The organism is Mucilaginibacter sp. FW306-07-L, from assembly GCF_058782065.1.
Genome location: NZ_JBYSXI010000002.1, coordinates 759,569 through 775,319 on the forward strand (window position 1 = coordinate 759,569; position 15,751 = coordinate 775,319).

Genomic DNA, 15,751 nt, shown 5'->3' on the forward strand with positions numbered 1-15,751 from the left:
ATCATTTTGAACACTTCTCCTTTAAATAGATAAAGCGGGTTATTCACACTTTTTTAAAACTCATACACAGCCTGTTGGTTGCTATGTAAGTGTTTAAACATTAACAATTACAACTATGGCAAAAACAGTAGCTGACCAATTGGTTGAAATGCTGATAAATGCGGGCATAAAACGCATATACGCCGTTACAGGCGATAGTTTGAACGAGGTGAACGATTCCGTTAGGCGATCAGGCAAGATACAGTGGGTACATGTGCGCCATGAGGAAGCAGGCGCTTACGCCGCCGCGGCCGAAGCGGAACTGACGGGTATTGCCTGTTGCGCGGGCAGCAGCGGGCCGGGGCACGTACACCTGATCAATGGCTTGTATGACGCGCACCGCTCTGGCGCGCCGGTTATCGCCATCGCTTCAACCATTGCCACTACCGAGTTTGGTACCGAGTATTTCCAGGAAACCAATACCCTGAAACTATTTGCCGATTGCAGCCATTACAACCAGATAGCCACCACGCCTAAGCAATTGCCCCGCATGGTACAAAGCGCCATACAGGCGGCCCTGCATAAAAAGGGGGTTGCCGTTGTAGGTTTACCCGGTGATATTACCGGGATGGATGCCGAAGAAATAACCACGGCTACACAAAACTTTAACCCTGTGCCGGTCATCAAACCGTCGGATGCTGATCTGAGCAACCTGGCATCCGTTCTTGGTCAGCACAAAAAGATTACTATATTTTGCGGTATAGGCGCTGCCGACGCGCATGATGAAGTGGTTGCGCTTTCACAAAGATTACATGCTACGGTAGCCTACTCCTTCCGCGCCAAGATGGATATACAGCACCATAACCCGAACGAGGTAGGCATGACCGGCTTACTGGGCTTGCCATCAGCCTATCAAAGTATGCACCATTCGGATCTGATCCTGTTGTTGGGCACTGATTTCCCTTACGCTAACTTTATACCCACTGACTGCACTATTGTACAGGTAGATACCAAGCCAGAGCGTATTGGCCGCCGCGCCAATGTGGATATTGGCCTGTGCGGCTCAGTAAAAGATACCCTGCAAGCCTTGCTCCCGCTGGTTAACCAAAGTACCGACGATAAATTTCTGCGTGAACAACTGGAGTTTTATGCCGAGGTGAAAAAAAAGATGCACACCTATGTGGAAGATACCGGCGATACAGACAAGATTCACCCGGAATATGTATCGCACTGTATTGATGAACTGGCTGATGATGATACCATTTTTACGGTAGATACCGGCATGTCGTGCGTGTGGGGTGCGCGGTATATTAATGCTACGGGTAAGCGTAAAATGCTGGGCTCGTTCAATCATGGCTCCATGGCTAATGCCATGCCGCAGGCCATCGGCGCGTCGCTGGCTTTTCCGGGCAGGCAGGTGGTTGCCTTTTGCGGTGATGGTGGCCTGTCTATGTTATTGGGTGATCTGGCGACTATCACCCAATATAAACTACCGGTAAAGATCATCGTCTTTAATAACCGGTCGTTAGGGATGGTTAAGCTGGAAATGGAAGTAGCCGGCCTGCCCGACTGGCAAACGGATATGCATAACCCTGATTTTATGCTCGTAGCGCAAGCCATGGGCATGAAGGGCTTCACGGTTAACGAGCCGACAGGTGTAAAAGCGGCGATACAAGCGGCCTTTGCCCATGATGGCCCGGCACTGGTAAACATCATGACAGACCCTAACGCGTTGGCCATGCCGCCAAAAATTGAGTTTAAACAGGTTAAAGGCATGGCGCTTTCCATGAGCAAGCTGATACTTAACGGCAATATGGACGAGGTATTAGATACTGTGAAGGCAAACTACAAACACATTAAGGATATTCTGTAAAGATAATTCTGTTATTGAGGAGCCGGGCATCAGTCCGGCTTTTCGCATTTAGGTATTTGCTTATCTTTGTACCTCTATGATGATTTGTGCGGGATTGCCTTTTAACCTGTTAGGCGAAGATTTAATATTACTACCGGAACGCGCCATCTACTGGCAACAGCAAAAAACTTTAATAGCTGCCGATGTTCATTTAGGCAAGGTGGGCCACTTCCGGAAGGCGGGTATTGCTGTTCCGAGGGATATGGAGCAGGATGACCTGGCTATACTATCAGACCTGATTGATGAATACCGGCCGGAAAAGATCCTTTTTTTAGGCGACCTGTTCCACAGCGATATGAATGCCGACTGGGGCTGGTTCACGCTATGGCGCCGCCGCCATGCTAAAATTGAAATTATACTGATTAGAGGCAACCACGATATTATTCATGACAGGCATTATACCGAGCTAAATGTAGCCATGTATGATGAATTGCAGGTTGGCCCTTTCCTGATGCTGCACCACCCGCTTACCGCTAAACAACTGGAACACGCCACGGCTTACGCTTTTTGCGGGCACATTCATCCCGGTGTATCATTAACCGGGAAAGGCAGGCAGCATATCACCCTGCCTTGCTTTGCCTTTGGTGCCAAGCAAGGCATATTACCCTCTTTCGGCAGATTTACCGGCAAAGTAGCCATCCGCAACCAAAAAACAGATAGGATATTTGGTGTATTAAAAGATAAGGTTATCGCGATAGCGTAAAACAAAAACCCCTGCTTTATTCGGCAGGGGTTCAATCTATTTACTAATCTTTTTAATTTATAGCTTAGTTGCTTGCTTGTTGCTTCGCATCTTGTTTCATGGCATCATTCGCCACAATTACAATCTCTACACGGCGGTTTTGCGCACGGCCGTCAGCAGTTGAGTTTGATGCTATAGGCTCGTTTTTACCTTTACCGGTAGTGCTTAAACGTGAGCCGGTAACGCCATTATCAACCAAATAGGTTTTTACTGACGCGGCACGGCGTTCAGATAATGTTTGGTTATAGCTTGCTGTACCTGTACTATCGGTATGGCCAATGATTGATATATTGGTTTGCGGATTATTTTTTAATGATGTAGCCAGATTTTCAAGGTTAGTACGCGCGGCTGATTTCAAATCGGTTTTATCCACATCAAACAATATACCTGAATCAAACTTAACAATGATACCTTCGCCCTCGCGGGTTACGGTTGCTCCCGGTACAGTTTGTTTGATCTCCGCTGCCTGGCGGTCCATTTTACGGCCGATAAATGCACCAGCAGTACCACCAACGGCACCACCAATTACAGCGCCTAAAGCGGTGTTACCTGCAGCCTTACCTATAAAAGCACCTATAGTACCACCGGCACCGGCACCGATGGCGGCACCTTTTTGAGTTTTTGTCAACGAGTCGCAACCCGATGCTATGATACCTACAGTAGCTACAGCAATACTCAACTTAGCTATTCTTAATTTTAACGTTTTCATTTTTCGTATGTATGATCTTGGTTATGCAGTTATGACAAAGGCAGTGCCAAAAAGGTTTAATAATATTTATTGCGTTTATTACCGCTGAATCAATACCACAACAATAATTATTTAATATTTAGGAAAAGAAAAGCCTAATCTACTAAAGCAAATAATGCCATAGTTACATCAATGCACACTTTTTAGTACAACCTGACAGGCAATCAACTTTTCAGTATAGCTTCCGGAATGATCAGACTAAAAACACTTCCTTTATCCTTTTCGGATTTAATCTCGATTTGTATCCGGTGAAAATCAGCAATTGATTTTACGATGGGCAAGCCCAGGCCAAAGCTATCCTGCTGTAATGAGCGCTTTAATTTTTTAAACCGGTTAAATATAAAGGGCAATTCATCTTCGGCTATGCCTATGCCGGTATCGGCAATATTTAATATCAGGTTATTAATATTTTTTTGTACGGTAATATTTATACAGCCGCCCTCGTGGTTGTATTTTATAGCGTTGTTTATGAGGTTGAACAACAGGTTGAACAGCAAAAATTTGTTTACCTTGTGCAGCACCACATCGGCAGGCACATCAATAGTACAGGTGATCTCCTTTTGCTCCAGGCGGATAGATATTTCATCGTGCACATCATGCAGCATGTCGTTCAGGTTCACCTCATCCTCTTTGATGAATTGTTCGTTCTCAATTTGCGATATCAGCAGCAGCGTTTTAGTGATGCTTTTTAACCGGTTGAGGATGCGCTGCATTTCCAGCAGGCGTACCTTCAGGTCATCCGCGATATCTTCTTCCACAAACATGTTCTCGATTTTTGTTTGCAGGATCGATATCGGGGTCATTAGCTCGTGCGAAGCATTAGAGATAAACTCGCGCTCTTTTTGAAATTTATCGGTTATGGTTTCCATCATACGCTGTATGCTGATGTCGAGATACTGAAAATCAGCCGTGGTGGTGCGCACCTTGCGATAGGTGGCCGTATATGGAAAGCGGTTGGTATTAAGCCTTATTTTGATGATCTGCCGTAGCGGGCGCAGCACATAATTGGAGTAAACCTGATCGGCCAGAATGGTAAGTAATATCATGCCCACCAGCACCTGGAAGGCTATATTTTGCAGCGGGCCGCTAATATCATCAAGCGTTGATACGCTTTTGCCTACCTCCAGCAGGTAGTTTTTTTTATTAACCTTAAACGTATGGCTTAGTATGCGGTATTGAATGGTATCACCTTCAACAATACGCCGTTCATTCATAATGGTATCCAGATATTCGCGCGGGTCAACCTCATCCAGGCTGATGTACTCCTCCTTTAAAAGGGTATAACTGCCATAACTTTCACCTTCGGTTATGTAATTGCCAATGCCGAGGGTTTTAACAATTTGCAGCACCTTTTCCTTTTGCTCAATCAGCTTGCTATCGGTATAGTTAAGATTTATTTTAGTGATGAGCAGGGGCAGCAATAACACAAAAAGCACCACAATAACCAATTTTGAAATGGTATTGAACAGGGTGAGTTTGGTATTAAGCTTCAAATATTTACTGTTTAATTGTTAACCACAATTTTATAGCCAAGCCCCCTAACGGTTTCTAACCAGTTGGGCGGTGCAAAGGCATTTAGCTTTTTGCGTATATTTTTGATGTGCGCGTCAATATAGTTCGAGTCATAATCATCATTAACTATACTGCCCCAGATATGTTCGCTTAGCTGTGTACGGGTAAGCGTGCGGTTTTTATGCAGCAGCATGTAGGCAATCAGGTCAAACTCCTTTTTGGTGATGGTACTTACCACATTACCCTCGTGGCTGATGATACGCTCAGTCAGGTTAATTAAAAAATCGCCGAGTGTTACCGTGTTTTGCTTGAGGCCGAACTTGCGGCGGGTAATAGCCTGCATACGGCTTTGCAATTCCAGCAACGAAAATGGCTTGGGCACATAATCGTCAGCACCCAAATCAAGGCCGGTTATACGGTCGTTCACCTCGGCACGCGCGGTTAGGATAATGCAGGCGGCATCCGGATTATTGGTTTTGGCCTCTTTAAGCAGGTCCAGCCCCTCATAGTCAGGCAAACCCAGGTCTATCAAAATAAAATCGTACAGGTTAACCGATATTTTTTCAGATGCTGAACGCCCGTTGTAGGCTACTTCGCAAACGTAATTATTGTTGGTCAAAAATATATCTACTTCCCTGGCCAGCGAGCGTTCATCCTCAATTATCAATACATTCATCGGTTTTTAATAAAACAGGTAATAAAACGTCAAATTAAAAAAAGATGCGTGCCTGTTCTGTAACGCGTTTTCAACATTTACAGGGATAGAGTAACGGTACGCCGCTTCAAGGGTATAATGTGGTGTGTTGTAGGCTATGGGTACTTTAAGGTAATAATTTAATACCGTAAAGCGCCCGTTGTTACGGGTGAGCATGGCCGAGCTGAATATCTTATCGCGGTTATGCAGGTAAAACCTGTCCTCAGAATAGCGGTTTACAAAGTTTTGCGTACCCAGTATTACGTTTACTGACGGGTTAAACGTGAGGTAATCATTATCGGTAAATATGCTCCAGTTAGGTTCGATATACTTGGATTGGCTGATCGTCAGGAAAAAATCGTTCGATTTACCAAACAGGAAATCAGCCGTAACGCTTGATTTCAGGATCTTCCAGTCGTAAGAGTTTTTTAGATTGATATCATTGGATGATGCCGACTTGATGATACGGGCATCATTGTTAAATATAAAGCGGGTGTAGCTGATGTTACCGGCGTATTTTTTATTTTTTGATTTAAAGTAATATCCTCCGCCCAGGTCAACCTCGTCAAACAACGGATCGTACCCTAAAACCTTTAAGGCTGAACCATACAGAAAAAAGCCCGACTTATCATTATAAACTACATCCGTAGCTACATACGGATATTTTACCGGCCCTACCCGGCCAAAAAATATGGCATCGTTACCGTAATTTATACCTACCGATACCGAACGTTTGCGCACTTGCACGCTATCGCTATCCGCCACGGCGGTTTTTGGTGAATTTAAAAAATAGCGTGGCTCCATTGCGGCCGCATCAGCCACAACATATAAAAACGAAAAAATAAATATGCTTAAATACTTCATTTACCGTTTTAATAATTAACCGCCATTACGCCTGATGATCTCCGGCGGACGCTCCATACCCTCAGGCCTGCGCTGCTTCCGCTTTTTAGCCTGATCGTCATCCTCGCCTATTTTCTCGGGCTTGTATTGTTTCTTAGCCCGTGCAATTTCCTTTATTTTATTCTTTTCGTCCTCTTCTTGTTGTTTTTTTGACTGCTTGTTGATAATTGTATCCTTTCGCGTTTGAAAAAACGGGGAAGCCTTGGCTTCAAAACCAAGCGGTCGGGATGCTGCGTACCTGCTTTTTTTTGCAGCAGATGATAATAGCGGCACTGCCAGGAGCAACAGCATTATGTAAAACCACTTTATCATTTAACGGAAGAAAGTAAAAATATTTTCAATATCACACAATTACAATTAACAGCAGGGTATAAAAAGTATAAAACCGCTATAATTAATATAGCGGTTAAATAATTTAATTGTATATAAATTGTTTGGGTTGAAAAATACTTATTTAAATGCTGATATCTTTTGAGGTATAAACCCGGTTATGGTCGTCAACTATTATGCAGGCTACCTGGTTTAACCTGTTAATTAAATACAAACCGGCATTAACGCCGATACTGATTACCGGTGCAGCCATGGCATCAGCCAACTCGGCGGTCGGGCTTAAAATGGTAACGCTTTTTATGGCGCTAACCTCAAAGCCGTTATTGCTGATGGCTGTAATATTTTTTTTGCTGTTAACCGCATCCACATTAACTGATGTGGCTAAAGCCAGGTTGCTGATGTTGAGTTGCGCGTAGGGTTTATCAGCCTGTTCAGGATCAGCGGCGGCAACTGTCCACGGTTCGCTGCCGGGCTGTGTGCCCCAGGCTACCATATCGCCACCGGCGTTAATAACACCGCTGCTAACGCCGCTCATCTGTAAAACAAATTTAGCCCTGTCGGCAGCGTAACCTTTACCATTCGCGGCAAAGCTGATGCGCATGCCCTCGTGCTTTAAAAACACGGTTTGGGTTGTCGCGTCAAGCACAACATCTTTATAACTTACACCGGCAACCGTTTTTGGGGCGGTGCTGTAGGTAATATCAAAAGTACCATAAGTAAGTTCAGCAACCTGTAACGAGCGGTCTATCAGTTTGAACAGTTCCCCGTTAACTTTTACAGGTGCAATACCCGCGTTACCGTTTATCTGGTTAACATTGCTATCATCACCAAAGGTGCTCAACAACTTGTCAACCCGGTTTATTTCTGCTATGGCATCATTAATACGCTCTGTAGCCCAGCCCGGATTTTCACCAACAACGGTGATCTCAAAGCGGGTACCCATCAGCATGGCTGAATGCCTGTATATGGTTGATTTACTTACTAAATTCTTTACGGCCAGCATATTCATCCGGTTTTAAGTGAAACTATTTATGCTAATACGCAGGCTAAAGTAAAGGCGCTACATGAAATTAAAATGAAATGTCAGTTTTACCATTAATAACCTGGAGCACTATAGTAAGTACCCCTCAAAAAAATGCCTGCAATAGTTTACTTTTGCCAAAGCATGGCCATACGCAATAAATTATACTTCGCCTCTGATTTTCATTTAGGTACTGACAGCTACGGCCCCAGCCGCGACCGTGAGGCACGCATCATCCGCTGGCTGGACAGCATTAAGCATGATGCCGCCGAAATATTTTTAATGGGCGATGTATTTGAGTTTTGGTTTGAGTACAAAACCGTTGTGCCCAAAGGCTACATCCGCTTTTTGGGTAAGCTGGCCGAACTGGCCGATGCCGGTATAAAGCTATACTTGTTTAAAGGCAACCATGATATGTGGATGTTCAGTTACTTTACGGAAGAGTTGGGCGCTACCATCATCAGTAATGAACTGGAGATTGAGCGCGGCGGCAAAAAATTTTATCTGCACCATGGCGATGGCCTCGGCCCCGGCGATAGTAGTTATAAGGTATTAAAAAAGATATTCCGCAGTAAATTATGCCAGTGGCTGTTTGCGCGCTTGCACCCTAACCTGGGTATTGGCATTGCCGGCTCATGGTCGCAGCATAGCCGTGATACCAACCTGAAACAACCCGACCTGAAACCCGGTGAGCATGAGTGGCTGGTAACTTTTAGTAATGAGATGCTTGAACATACTTACTATGATTATTTTTTGTTCGGGCACCGCCACCTGCCCATGGATGTACAACTGAACAAAGGCAGCCGCTATATCAACCTCGGCGAGTGGTTCAACTACAACTCGTACGCTGTTTTTGATGGCGAAAACCTCAGCCTGGCGTATTTTGAAAATACAACGGTTCGCCCTTAACGTTTACCTTGCGCTGAAAAAAATACGGCAAAAAAACTGTACTTTTGTGCACTTTTTAGCATAGCACTTGTTATGCTAACAGACTAATACATTTATGTTAGATAAATTAGAAGCTATACACCAACGCTGGAAAACAGTGGAAGGTGAATTGAGCAGCCCCGATGCAATGGCTGACATGAAGCGTTTTGCCCAGCTTAATAAAGAATACAAGGATTTGAACAAGATTGTTGACGAGTATTTCATCTACCGCAACATCATGAGTAATATTGATACCAATAAAGAAATTCTGGCTACTGAAAAGGATGCGGAGTTTCGTGATATGGCCAAAGAAGAACTTGATTTATTATTGGTTCAACAAGAGGAAAAGGAAGAGCAGATCCGTTTGATGCTGATCCCGAAAGATCCTGAAGATACAAAGAACGCCATTATTGAGATACGCGGCGGTACTGGTGGTGATGAAGCCTCGCTTTTTGCAGGCGATCTTTACCGCATGTACATGCGCTTTTGCGAAAAACGCGGCTGGCGTACCGAACTGGTTGATTATACCGAAGGCACATCAGGCGGTTATAAGGAGATCGTGTTCAACGTACTGGCCGAAGATGCTTACGGAACATTAAAATTTGAGTCGGGCGTGCACCGTGTACAACGCGTGCCGGATACCGAAACGCAGGGCCGTGTACATACCTCGGCAGCATCAGTAGTGGTATTGCCCGAGGTTGATGAGTTTGACATCGAACTTAATATGAGCGATATCCGCAAGGATCTGTTCTGCGCATCGGGTCCGGGCGGGCAGTCGGTTAACACCACCTACTCAGCCGTTAGGTTAACACACTTACCTACCGGTTTGGTGGCCCAGTGCCAGGATCAAAAATCGCAGTTAAAAAACTTTGACAAGGCTTTACAGGTACTACGTTCACGTGTTTACGAAATGGAGCTGCAAAAGCACCTGGAGGAAACTTCTAAGAAACGTAAAACCATGGTGGCTACCGGCGACCGTTCGGCCAAAGTTCGTACCTACAACTTTCCACAGGGCCGCTTAACCGAGCACCGTATCGGCCTTACCATTTACAACCTGCCCGAGGTGATGAACGGCGGCATACAGGATATAATGGAAGCCCTGCAATTTGCCGAGAATGCCGAGAAACTAAAAGAAGGAACGGTAGCGTAAGCCATCCGATTAGATATTAACTCTCTGGTATGCAAGTGTTATAAATTGTTAAACACTTGCATATCATTATAAAAGCACATAGATTTGTGTTATGTTTAAAAGATCAGGCGTTATAACTTTACTGCTGCTGTACTTTGCTACAGTGTCCGGTTTTGCCCTGAACTTTCATTACTGCGGCAAAACGGTTGCATCCGTAAAAATTGAGCAGCCTGCCAAAAAATGCCATACCGAAACAGCGGCTTCAAAAATGAAGTGCTGCAAGGATAAAAAGGTAACTGTTAAGGTAAAAGACGCTCACCAGGCCGAAAAACCGCAATCGCTTTTAAGCAAAGTATTTTCATTTGATATTTCGGCCTTACCTTTCGAGGAATTCTTCCTGTCTGCACAAAGGGCATTATTAGAGAAAATTTTTGACCGTGGCCCGCCGCCGGATGCGCCGAAGGCTAAAAACTCCATCTTTCTCATCAACTGCAACTTTCGTATCTGATTTAAAAATTAATTTTTAAACCAATTGCACGTGCTGTTAACTAGCCCGTGGTATAGTTTTTTACATTAATTTTTTGATAACAATATGAAAGCCTTAAAAATATTCATAGCCATTATGGCTATATCTGTTGGCATTGCCAAAGCCCAGTTCACCAAAGCCGAAGTACAGGTAAGCGGCCTCACCTGCTCCATGTGCTCAAAAGCTACCGAAAAGTCACTCCGCTCGTTGAGCTTCGTTGGTGATGTAAAGCCCGATTTGAACCGCAACATCTTCGTCGTAACCTTTAAAAAGGATGTGGCTGTTGATTTTGATAAATTAAGCAGCAAAGTGCAAAGCGCGGGCTTTTCGGTAAATAACCTGAAAGCTACCTATAACTTTGCCGGCACCAAACTCAGCAATAACATGTTCGAGTATTCGGGCAAGCATTTTCACCTGGTAAACGCCAGCGAAAAAGATCTCAACGGCCCGGTAGCCATCACCTTTTTAGATAAAGGTTTTGCCCCCATTGCCACCAATAAAAAGTACGCCCCGCAAAAACCCGCTGCCACTGATGGTAAAAAGGTTTATTGTGTAGCGATATGAGGCAAAAACTGCAAATCAGCCAATCGTCATTGCGAGGTACGAAGCAATCTCTTTAGGATATTCCTGTTTGATAAGACGCTTTAGAGGTTGCTTCGTACCTCGCAATGACGTGGTTTTTAAACAAAAAACTCAATCAAGTCCCCCCCTCGGGGAGGATTTAGGAGGGGTGCTTGTCCTAAACTTCTTTTGTGCGAAACAAAAGAAGCAAAAGTCGCCGGCTACGTCCTGCCCGGTGAAAGGTTATGCTTGGGCAAGGCAGGTACTACTCCGGGCATTACTGATGCCGGAGAAATGACCAATAAAGAACTCACAACCGCGTCATTGCGAGGTACGAAGCAATCTCTTTAGGATATTCTTCAAGCAGATCGCTCGAGGATTGCTTCGTACCTCGCAATGACGTGATTTTTATACAAAATTCAATCAAGTCCTCCCCTCGGGGAGGATTTAGGAGGGGTCATGAAAAAACTACTATTCATCGCCATACTAATGGCGATCACTATAACAACCTACGCCCAGGAGCTTTATGTGAATACCGAACCGGCCAGCAACATGGCGGCGCGATCATTAGGTATACGGGTAGAAAACCAAGGCTTTTTTAAGCCGGAATACAAAAACCGCAGTACCATTGAGCTGATGTATGGCGCGAGCAAATATTTTATGTTTCATGGCTCGGCCTACATGTCTAACTTTTACCAGCAGGGTCAGCGCTTTGAAGGTGGCAGCCTGTACGCCAAGTACCGCTTTTTATCGGTTGATAGTGTGCAGCGGCATTTCAGGGGGGCTATGTTTGTTAAGGCAGCAAGCATTAAAAATCCGCTGGTCAATCAGGAGATTTCCCTGGAGGGCGACAACTCCGGCCTGCAAAGCGGACTGGTGTTTACACAATTGATGCACAAGCTGGCGTTATCTGGTTCGGCAAGTTACCTGCGCGGGTTTGATAACCGCGGCGGCTATACCTTTGCTGGCGGCTATGCGCGCAACAGCATTGGCTATACCCTATCAGCGGGTTATTTGTTGCTGCCTAAAAAGTATGAGAATTACGACCAGGTAAACCTTAACCTGTATGTGGAACTGCTGGGTAAAACCAACCCGGGCCATGCGCAGAGTTACCTTGATATAGCCCCGGCCGTACAGCTTATATTTAACAGTGTATGCCGGCTGGATCTGAGCTACCGCACACCTTTATATAATGATATGGTACGTAATAGTAAAAATATGTATTTGCTGAGGTTTGAGTATAATATTTTCGGACTATAGGGCAACAGCAAGCCGAGCCCCCCAGCCCCCTAAAGGGGGAGTGATAAACCAAGTTTTTGATGTAGAAAGCTTGGTTTATTGGTTTATTAAAACCCATACTTCTTCCTCGTTTCAGTAATATGTGCCAAATGATGACGGCCGTGCCATGAGTAGGTGGCCAAAGTTTTTTTGAGCGAGTTAGTGGCACCGGTTTCCGGGTGGATGAAGGTACGCTCCCACTCCTTTTCGGTAAAACTTTCAAACAGCACGATCATGCGCTGGTGGATGCCTTCCAGCATTTTTAATGATGGCTCCACGGGCAGGTGGTAGTCGGCTTGCAGTGCCCAGTAGGCTTCCTCGTACGGTTTTATGGTGGGGCTATCCTCGGTAAGGGCGAGTTTGATGCGGGTAATGGAGTTCATGTGGCTATCGGCTACATGGTGTACAACCTGACGCAGCGTCCAGCCGCCCTGGCGGTACGGGGTGTTCAGGTCATCGTCATTTAAACCGATAACTGCCTGCCGCAATTGCCCGGGCAGCATACGTATATCATTCATCCAACGGTAAAGGTCATCATCCGTATACGATGCCGGGGGCTGAAATTTCCCTATCGGGTAGCGCATTTGTTCGTCGGTAAGCATGGGCAGAATATATTATGTATTAATCTTTCAGTTCAACAAGGTTTTGCCCAAATTAGCGTTTTGTATTTTGTTATTTAAGCCTGATGATAAAAAAGTTACTGCTGCTTTGTGTTTTCCTTCAATGTGCTGTTTGTTTTGCCGAAACCATTAAAACCGATGTGCTTGTTATAGGCGGCAGCGCCAGCGGTACGGCGGCGGCCATACAATGTGCACGCAGCAACGTAAAAACCATGTTGATTGAAACCGGCCCCTGGCTGGGCGGCGGCATGACGGCTGGCGGCATTTGCGTGCTCAACGCCAACAGAAACTTTCAATCAGGCATTTGGGCGGAGTTTCGCAGGCATATCACCACTTTCTACAAAAAAACACCGGGGTATGATACCACGCTGAACGCCGTACTCCGTTACGAACCATACACCGGCGCGGCCATCCTGAAAAAAATTGCCGATACGGTTAAAAATCTCACTTATAAACTCAACACGCCTTATACTAACCTTAAAAAAGATGGCACCGGCTGGGAAGTTACCATCACCGAAAAAAACGAGCCCATCACCATCAAGGCCCGCGTGCTGATAGATGCCACCGAACTGGCTGATGCCGCAACAGCCGTGGGTGTAAAGTTTGATGCCGGTACCGATAGCCGCACCCAAACCGGCGAGGCGCTGGCTCCGGCTAACGCAACTTCCGAAATTCAGGATATCAGCTTTGCCGCGATAGTAAAGGATAACGGACGGGCGGCTGATCGAACTATAAAAAAACCGGAGGGCTATGATCCCGCGGCGTATAGTTGCCTTAAAGGCGCGGATGTAAAAAAACTATTGGTCGCGGGCAAACTGCCTAATGACAAATACCTGATCAACTGGTGCGCTAACCAATACACCGTTTCGGTGGAGCAGCTTACGTCCGAAAACCGGGCCCAAACCTTTAAAAAAGCGCGCCTGCATACATTAGGACTTATCTATTACCTGCAAACGGTGCTGGGTTATAAAAGCTTTAGTTTAGAGGAATATAATACGCCCGATAAATTACCGTACATTCCCTTTATCCGCGAATACCAGCGGGCAAACGGCATCCTGAAGTTTACCGTTGATGACATTTATCAACCCTATTCGCGGCCAAATAAGTTATATCGTACCTATATAACGGTTGGTGATGCCTTGCCTATGCAGGCTTACAGCGATGATAAGAACAAGGTGAACTATCCGCCGTTCCCGGCTTATGGCATTCCGCTTACCGCTTTTGTGGCGCGCGATGCGGAGAACCTGGTGATCACCGAAAAAGGCTTATCCGTAAGTCACCTGGCCAACGCCACAACAGCCGACCCGGCCGTGCAGATGACCTTGGGGCAAAGTGCCGGGGCCACTGCCGCTTTCCTGGCTTTTTTTAAAACCACTACCAAAAACCTGCATGCACGCATTATTCAGGGCGAGGTGCTGGATCATAAAGGATATATTTTTCCGATCAGTGATATTTCTTTCAGCGATCCGTATTTCAGGGCTGTGCAGCAGGTTTGCGCTACCGGTTTGCTGCAAGGCATTTTTAAAACCGAGGGTAACCGCGTGGCCATAATATTCAAGCCTGATTCCACCATTAATACAGCCGATATCAAACCTTTACTAAACGAATATTATACCCGGGCGTTCATCTGGTTCAATCAAAATAAACCGGGCGAAAAATTCACCGTTGGCAACCTCATGTCGTTCATCAGCGATGTTACCCTTACCGACCCTGAAACGCTGAAAAAGATCATGCAAAAAAACTGGCAGACCACCTATAAGTTTAAGACCACGTTTGACATGAACCGCCCGGTTACCCGCTATGAGTTTGCCGCGCTGGCCAATAAGTTCATCAACCCGTTTGCCCGCCGGGTGGATCTTACCGGCCGGGTAATAAATTGATCGATATGAAAAAAGCCTGGTTAATAATATGGGTAATGTTCGCGGCCTGTTCAACTGCTGACGATGCTGCCATAAGCGTAACGGCAAACAGCAATGAACAGATCATTATCAGCGGCTTACCTGCCGATGTGTTGGCCCAATTAGCACAGGACACCTCTAAGGCACTGTGGCTAAGCCTACTGCCCGTTTACCGTTTACCTACCGACGAGGAGATGAAAGATTTTCAACCCGAGCAGCCGGGCACGTATCAAATTATAAATAAACAGATCCGTTTTACACCAGATACCGCCTTTGCAAAAGGGCAGCCCTACTTTGTGCGGTATTACCGTTATGCCGAGGGCGGTCGCCTGTGGGATTATATCCGCAAAAGGAATAAACCCGGCGATCATCCGCATACGGATGTGCCCTTCAAACTATAACAAAGTACTTGAATAACAAATAAAAATATTTATATTTGCATTAAAATACGGAGGGGGCTGGGTAGCCCCCTCTTTTATTTTACCAATCAAACGGACAACGGATACATGAATATTGAGAAAAGGGTAACCGAACTGGTTGAGGAAAAATTAGCCGACCGGCCGGACCTGTTTATTGTGAGCATCAATTTCCTTTCAAACGGAAAATTGATGATACTGCTTGATGGTGATAACGGTATCGGTATTGATGATTGCGTAAAGGTTAGCCGCCATGTGGGTTTTCATCTTGAGGAAGAAAACACTATCGAAACGGCTTACAACCTCGAGGTATCATCGCCGGGTATTGATATGCCGCTTACCCTGCCAAGGCAATACGCCAAAAACATTGGCAGGCTGTTATCGGTTAAAACAACCGCGGGCACCAAACGCGAAGGCAAACTGCTGGCTGCTGACGAGAACGCGATTACCATTGAAGAGAGTATAAAAGAAAAAGGGAAGAAAGCCCAATTAATTGAGAGCATCATCCCCGTAAATGAAATAAGTGAAACCAAGGTTTTAATATCATTCAAATAA

Annotated in this window: 17 protein-coding genes; 10 read left to right on the top strand and 7 right to left on the bottom strand. The window is 45.5% G+C overall.

Features of this window, described 5'->3' with window-relative positions:
- Positions 1-115: 115 nt before the first annotated feature.
- Positions 116-1,852: a thiamine pyrophosphate-dependent enzyme gene (locus AC3WJC_RS13555; RefSeq protein ID WP_492399647.1), complete on the top strand. Its 1,737-nt coding sequence runs from the start codon at positions 116-118 to the stop codon at positions 1,850-1,852.
- A 76-nt stretch (positions 1,853-1,928) separates the two neighbouring features.
- On the top strand, positions 1,929-2,594 hold the full coding sequence (gene pdeM / locus AC3WJC_RS13560) for a ligase-associated DNA damage response endonuclease PdeM (protein WP_492399648.1): 666 nt from the start codon (positions 1,929-1,931) through the stop codon (positions 2,592-2,594).
- Between the two features lie 64 nt (positions 2,595-2,658).
- On the opposite strand, the gene AC3WJC_RS13565 is transcribed toward pdeM, so the two are convergent.
- From AC3WJC_RS13565 to AC3WJC_RS13590, 6 genes are all read right to left on the bottom strand, one after another.
- A complete protein-coding gene (locus AC3WJC_RS13565) occupies positions 2,659-3,342 on the bottom strand; it encodes a YiaD family glycine zipper/OmpA-like lipoprotein (RefSeq protein WP_492399649.1) in 684 nt (227 codons plus the stop codon).
- Positions 3,343-3,545: 203 nt separating this feature from the next.
- Positions 3,546-4,874 carry a sensor histidine kinase gene (locus AC3WJC_RS13570; protein ID WP_492399650.1) on the bottom strand — a complete coding sequence of 443 codons (1,329 nt, stop codon included), beginning with the start codon at positions 4,872-4,874 and terminating at the stop codon, positions 3,546-3,548.
- An 11-nt stretch (positions 4,875-4,885) separates the two neighbouring features.
- Positions 4,886-5,569, bottom strand: a complete 684-nt coding sequence (locus tag AC3WJC_RS13575) for a response regulator transcription factor (protein ID WP_492399651.1) — start codon at positions 5,567-5,569, stop codon at positions 4,886-4,888.
- A gap of 6 nt (positions 5,570-5,575) precedes the next feature.
- Positions 5,576-6,451, bottom strand: a complete 876-nt coding sequence (locus AC3WJC_RS13580) for a hypothetical protein (RefSeq protein ID WP_492399652.1) — start codon at positions 6,449-6,451, stop codon at positions 5,576-5,578.
- 15 nt (positions 6,452-6,466) lie between these two features.
- Positions 6,467-6,802, bottom strand: coding sequence for a hypothetical protein (locus tag AC3WJC_RS13585; RefSeq protein ID WP_492399653.1), 336 nt, complete (start codon positions 6,800-6,802; stop codon positions 6,467-6,469).
- 142 nt (positions 6,803-6,944) lie between these two features.
- Positions 6,945-7,829 carry an FAD:protein FMN transferase gene (locus AC3WJC_RS13590; RefSeq protein WP_492399654.1) on the bottom strand — a complete coding sequence of 295 codons (885 nt, stop codon included), beginning with the start codon at positions 7,827-7,829 and terminating at the stop codon, positions 6,945-6,947.
- A gap of 126 nt (positions 7,830-7,955) precedes the next feature.
- On the opposite strand from AC3WJC_RS13590, the gene AC3WJC_RS13595 reads away from it, so the two are divergent.
- The 5 genes from AC3WJC_RS13595 to AC3WJC_RS13615 all read left to right on the top strand — a co-directional run bounded on the left by AC3WJC_RS13595 (position 7,956) and on the right by AC3WJC_RS13615 (position 12,244).
- On the top strand, positions 7,956-8,750 hold the full coding sequence (locus AC3WJC_RS13595; RefSeq protein WP_492399655.1) for a UDP-2,3-diacylglucosamine diphosphatase: 795 nt from the start codon (positions 7,956-7,958) through the stop codon (positions 8,748-8,750).
- Between the two features lie 94 nt (positions 8,751-8,844).
- The gene (gene prfA, locus AC3WJC_RS13600; RefSeq protein WP_492399656.1) at positions 8,845-9,918 is read left to right on the top strand and encodes a peptide chain release factor 1; all 1,074 of its coding nucleotides are present in this window, start codon (positions 8,845-8,847) and stop codon (positions 9,916-9,918) included.
- A gap of 91 nt (positions 9,919-10,009) precedes the next feature.
- Positions 10,010-10,405, top strand: coding sequence for an HYC_CC_PP family protein (locus tag AC3WJC_RS13605; RefSeq protein ID WP_492399657.1), 396 nt, complete (start codon positions 10,010-10,012; stop codon positions 10,403-10,405).
- Positions 10,406-10,489: 84 nt separating this feature from the next.
- Positions 10,490-10,987, top strand: coding sequence for a heavy-metal-associated domain-containing protein (locus tag AC3WJC_RS13610; RefSeq protein WP_492399658.1), 498 nt, complete (start codon positions 10,490-10,492; stop codon positions 10,985-10,987).
- A gap of 456 nt (positions 10,988-11,443) precedes the next feature.
- Complete coding sequence (locus tag AC3WJC_RS13615; RefSeq protein ID WP_492399659.1) at positions 11,444-12,244, top strand: hypothetical protein; 801 nt, start codon at positions 11,444-11,446, stop codon at positions 12,242-12,244.
- 86 nt (positions 12,245-12,330) lie between these two features.
- On the opposite strand, the gene AC3WJC_RS13620 is transcribed toward AC3WJC_RS13615, so the two are convergent.
- Entirely contained in the window at positions 12,331-12,864 is a 534-nt protein-coding gene (locus tag AC3WJC_RS13620) for a YfiT family bacillithiol transferase (protein WP_492399660.1), read from the bottom strand.
- Positions 12,865-12,947: 83 nt separating this feature from the next.
- Here AC3WJC_RS13620 and AC3WJC_RS13625 point away from each other — a divergent pair, with 83 nt between their 5' ends.
- The 3 genes from AC3WJC_RS13625 to rimP all read left to right on the top strand — a co-directional run bounded on the left by AC3WJC_RS13625 (position 12,948) and on the right by rimP (position 15,751).
- Complete coding sequence (locus AC3WJC_RS13625) at positions 12,948-14,762, top strand: FAD-dependent oxidoreductase (RefSeq protein ID WP_492399661.1); 1,815 nt, start codon at positions 12,948-12,950, stop codon at positions 14,760-14,762.
- 5 nt (positions 14,763-14,767) lie between these two features.
- Positions 14,768-15,181 carry a hypothetical protein gene (locus AC3WJC_RS13630; protein ID WP_492399662.1) on the top strand — a complete coding sequence of 138 codons (414 nt, stop codon included), beginning with the start codon at positions 14,768-14,770 and terminating at the stop codon, positions 15,179-15,181.
- A 105-nt stretch (positions 15,182-15,286) separates the two neighbouring features.
- Entirely contained in the window at positions 15,287-15,751 is a 465-nt protein-coding gene (gene rimP, locus AC3WJC_RS13635; RefSeq protein ID WP_492399663.1) for a ribosome assembly cofactor RimP, read from the top strand.

Bases quoted from the DNA above. Each gene is read 5' to 3' on its own strand.
- AC3WJC_RS13555 (WP_492399647.1), top strand. From the start codon at position 116: ATGGCAAAAACAGTAGCTGACCAATTGGTTGAAATGCTGATAAATGCG.
- pdeM (WP_492399648.1), top strand. From the start codon at position 1,929: ATGATGATTTGTGCGGGATTGCCTTTTAACCTGTTAGGCGAAGATTTA.
- AC3WJC_RS13565 (WP_492399649.1), bottom strand. From the start codon at position 3,342: ATGAAAACGTTAAAATTAAGAATAGCTAAGTTGAGTATTGCTGTAGCT.
- AC3WJC_RS13575 (WP_492399651.1), bottom strand. From the start codon at position 5,569: ATGAATGTATTGATAATTGAGGATGAACGCTCGCTGGCCAGGGAAGTA.
- AC3WJC_RS13580 (WP_492399652.1), bottom strand. From the start codon at position 6,451: ATGAAGTATTTAAGCATATTTATTTTTTCGTTTTTATATGTTGTGGCT.
- AC3WJC_RS13585 (WP_492399653.1), bottom strand. From the start codon at position 6,802: ATGATAAAGTGGTTTTACATAATGCTGTTGCTCCTGGCAGTGCCGCTA.
- AC3WJC_RS13590 (WP_492399654.1), bottom strand. From the start codon at position 7,829: ATGAATATGCTGGCCGTAAAGAATTTAGTAAGTAAATCAACCATATAC.
- AC3WJC_RS13595 (WP_492399655.1), top strand. From the start codon at position 7,956: ATGCCTGCAATAGTTTACTTTTGCCAAAGCATGGCCATACGCAATAAA.
- prfA (WP_492399656.1), top strand. From the start codon at position 8,845: ATGTTAGATAAATTAGAAGCTATACACCAACGCTGGAAAACAGTGGAA.
- AC3WJC_RS13605 (WP_492399657.1), top strand. From the start codon at position 10,010: ATGTTTAAAAGATCAGGCGTTATAACTTTACTGCTGCTGTACTTTGCT.
- AC3WJC_RS13610 (WP_492399658.1), top strand. From the start codon at position 10,490: ATGAAAGCCTTAAAAATATTCATAGCCATTATGGCTATATCTGTTGGC.
- AC3WJC_RS13615 (WP_492399659.1), top strand. From the start codon at position 11,444: ATGAAAAAACTACTATTCATCGCCATACTAATGGCGATCACTATAACA.
- AC3WJC_RS13620 (WP_492399660.1), bottom strand. From the start codon at position 12,864: ATGCTTACCGACGAACAAATGCGCTACCCGATAGGGAAATTTCAGCCC.
- AC3WJC_RS13625 (WP_492399661.1), top strand. From the start codon at position 12,948: ATGATAAAAAAGTTACTGCTGCTTTGTGTTTTCCTTCAATGTGCTGTT.
- AC3WJC_RS13630 (WP_492399662.1), top strand. From the start codon at position 14,768: ATGAAAAAAGCCTGGTTAATAATATGGGTAATGTTCGCGGCCTGTTCA.
- rimP (WP_492399663.1), top strand. From the start codon at position 15,287: ATGAATATTGAGAAAAGGGTAACCGAACTGGTTGAGGAAAAATTAGCC.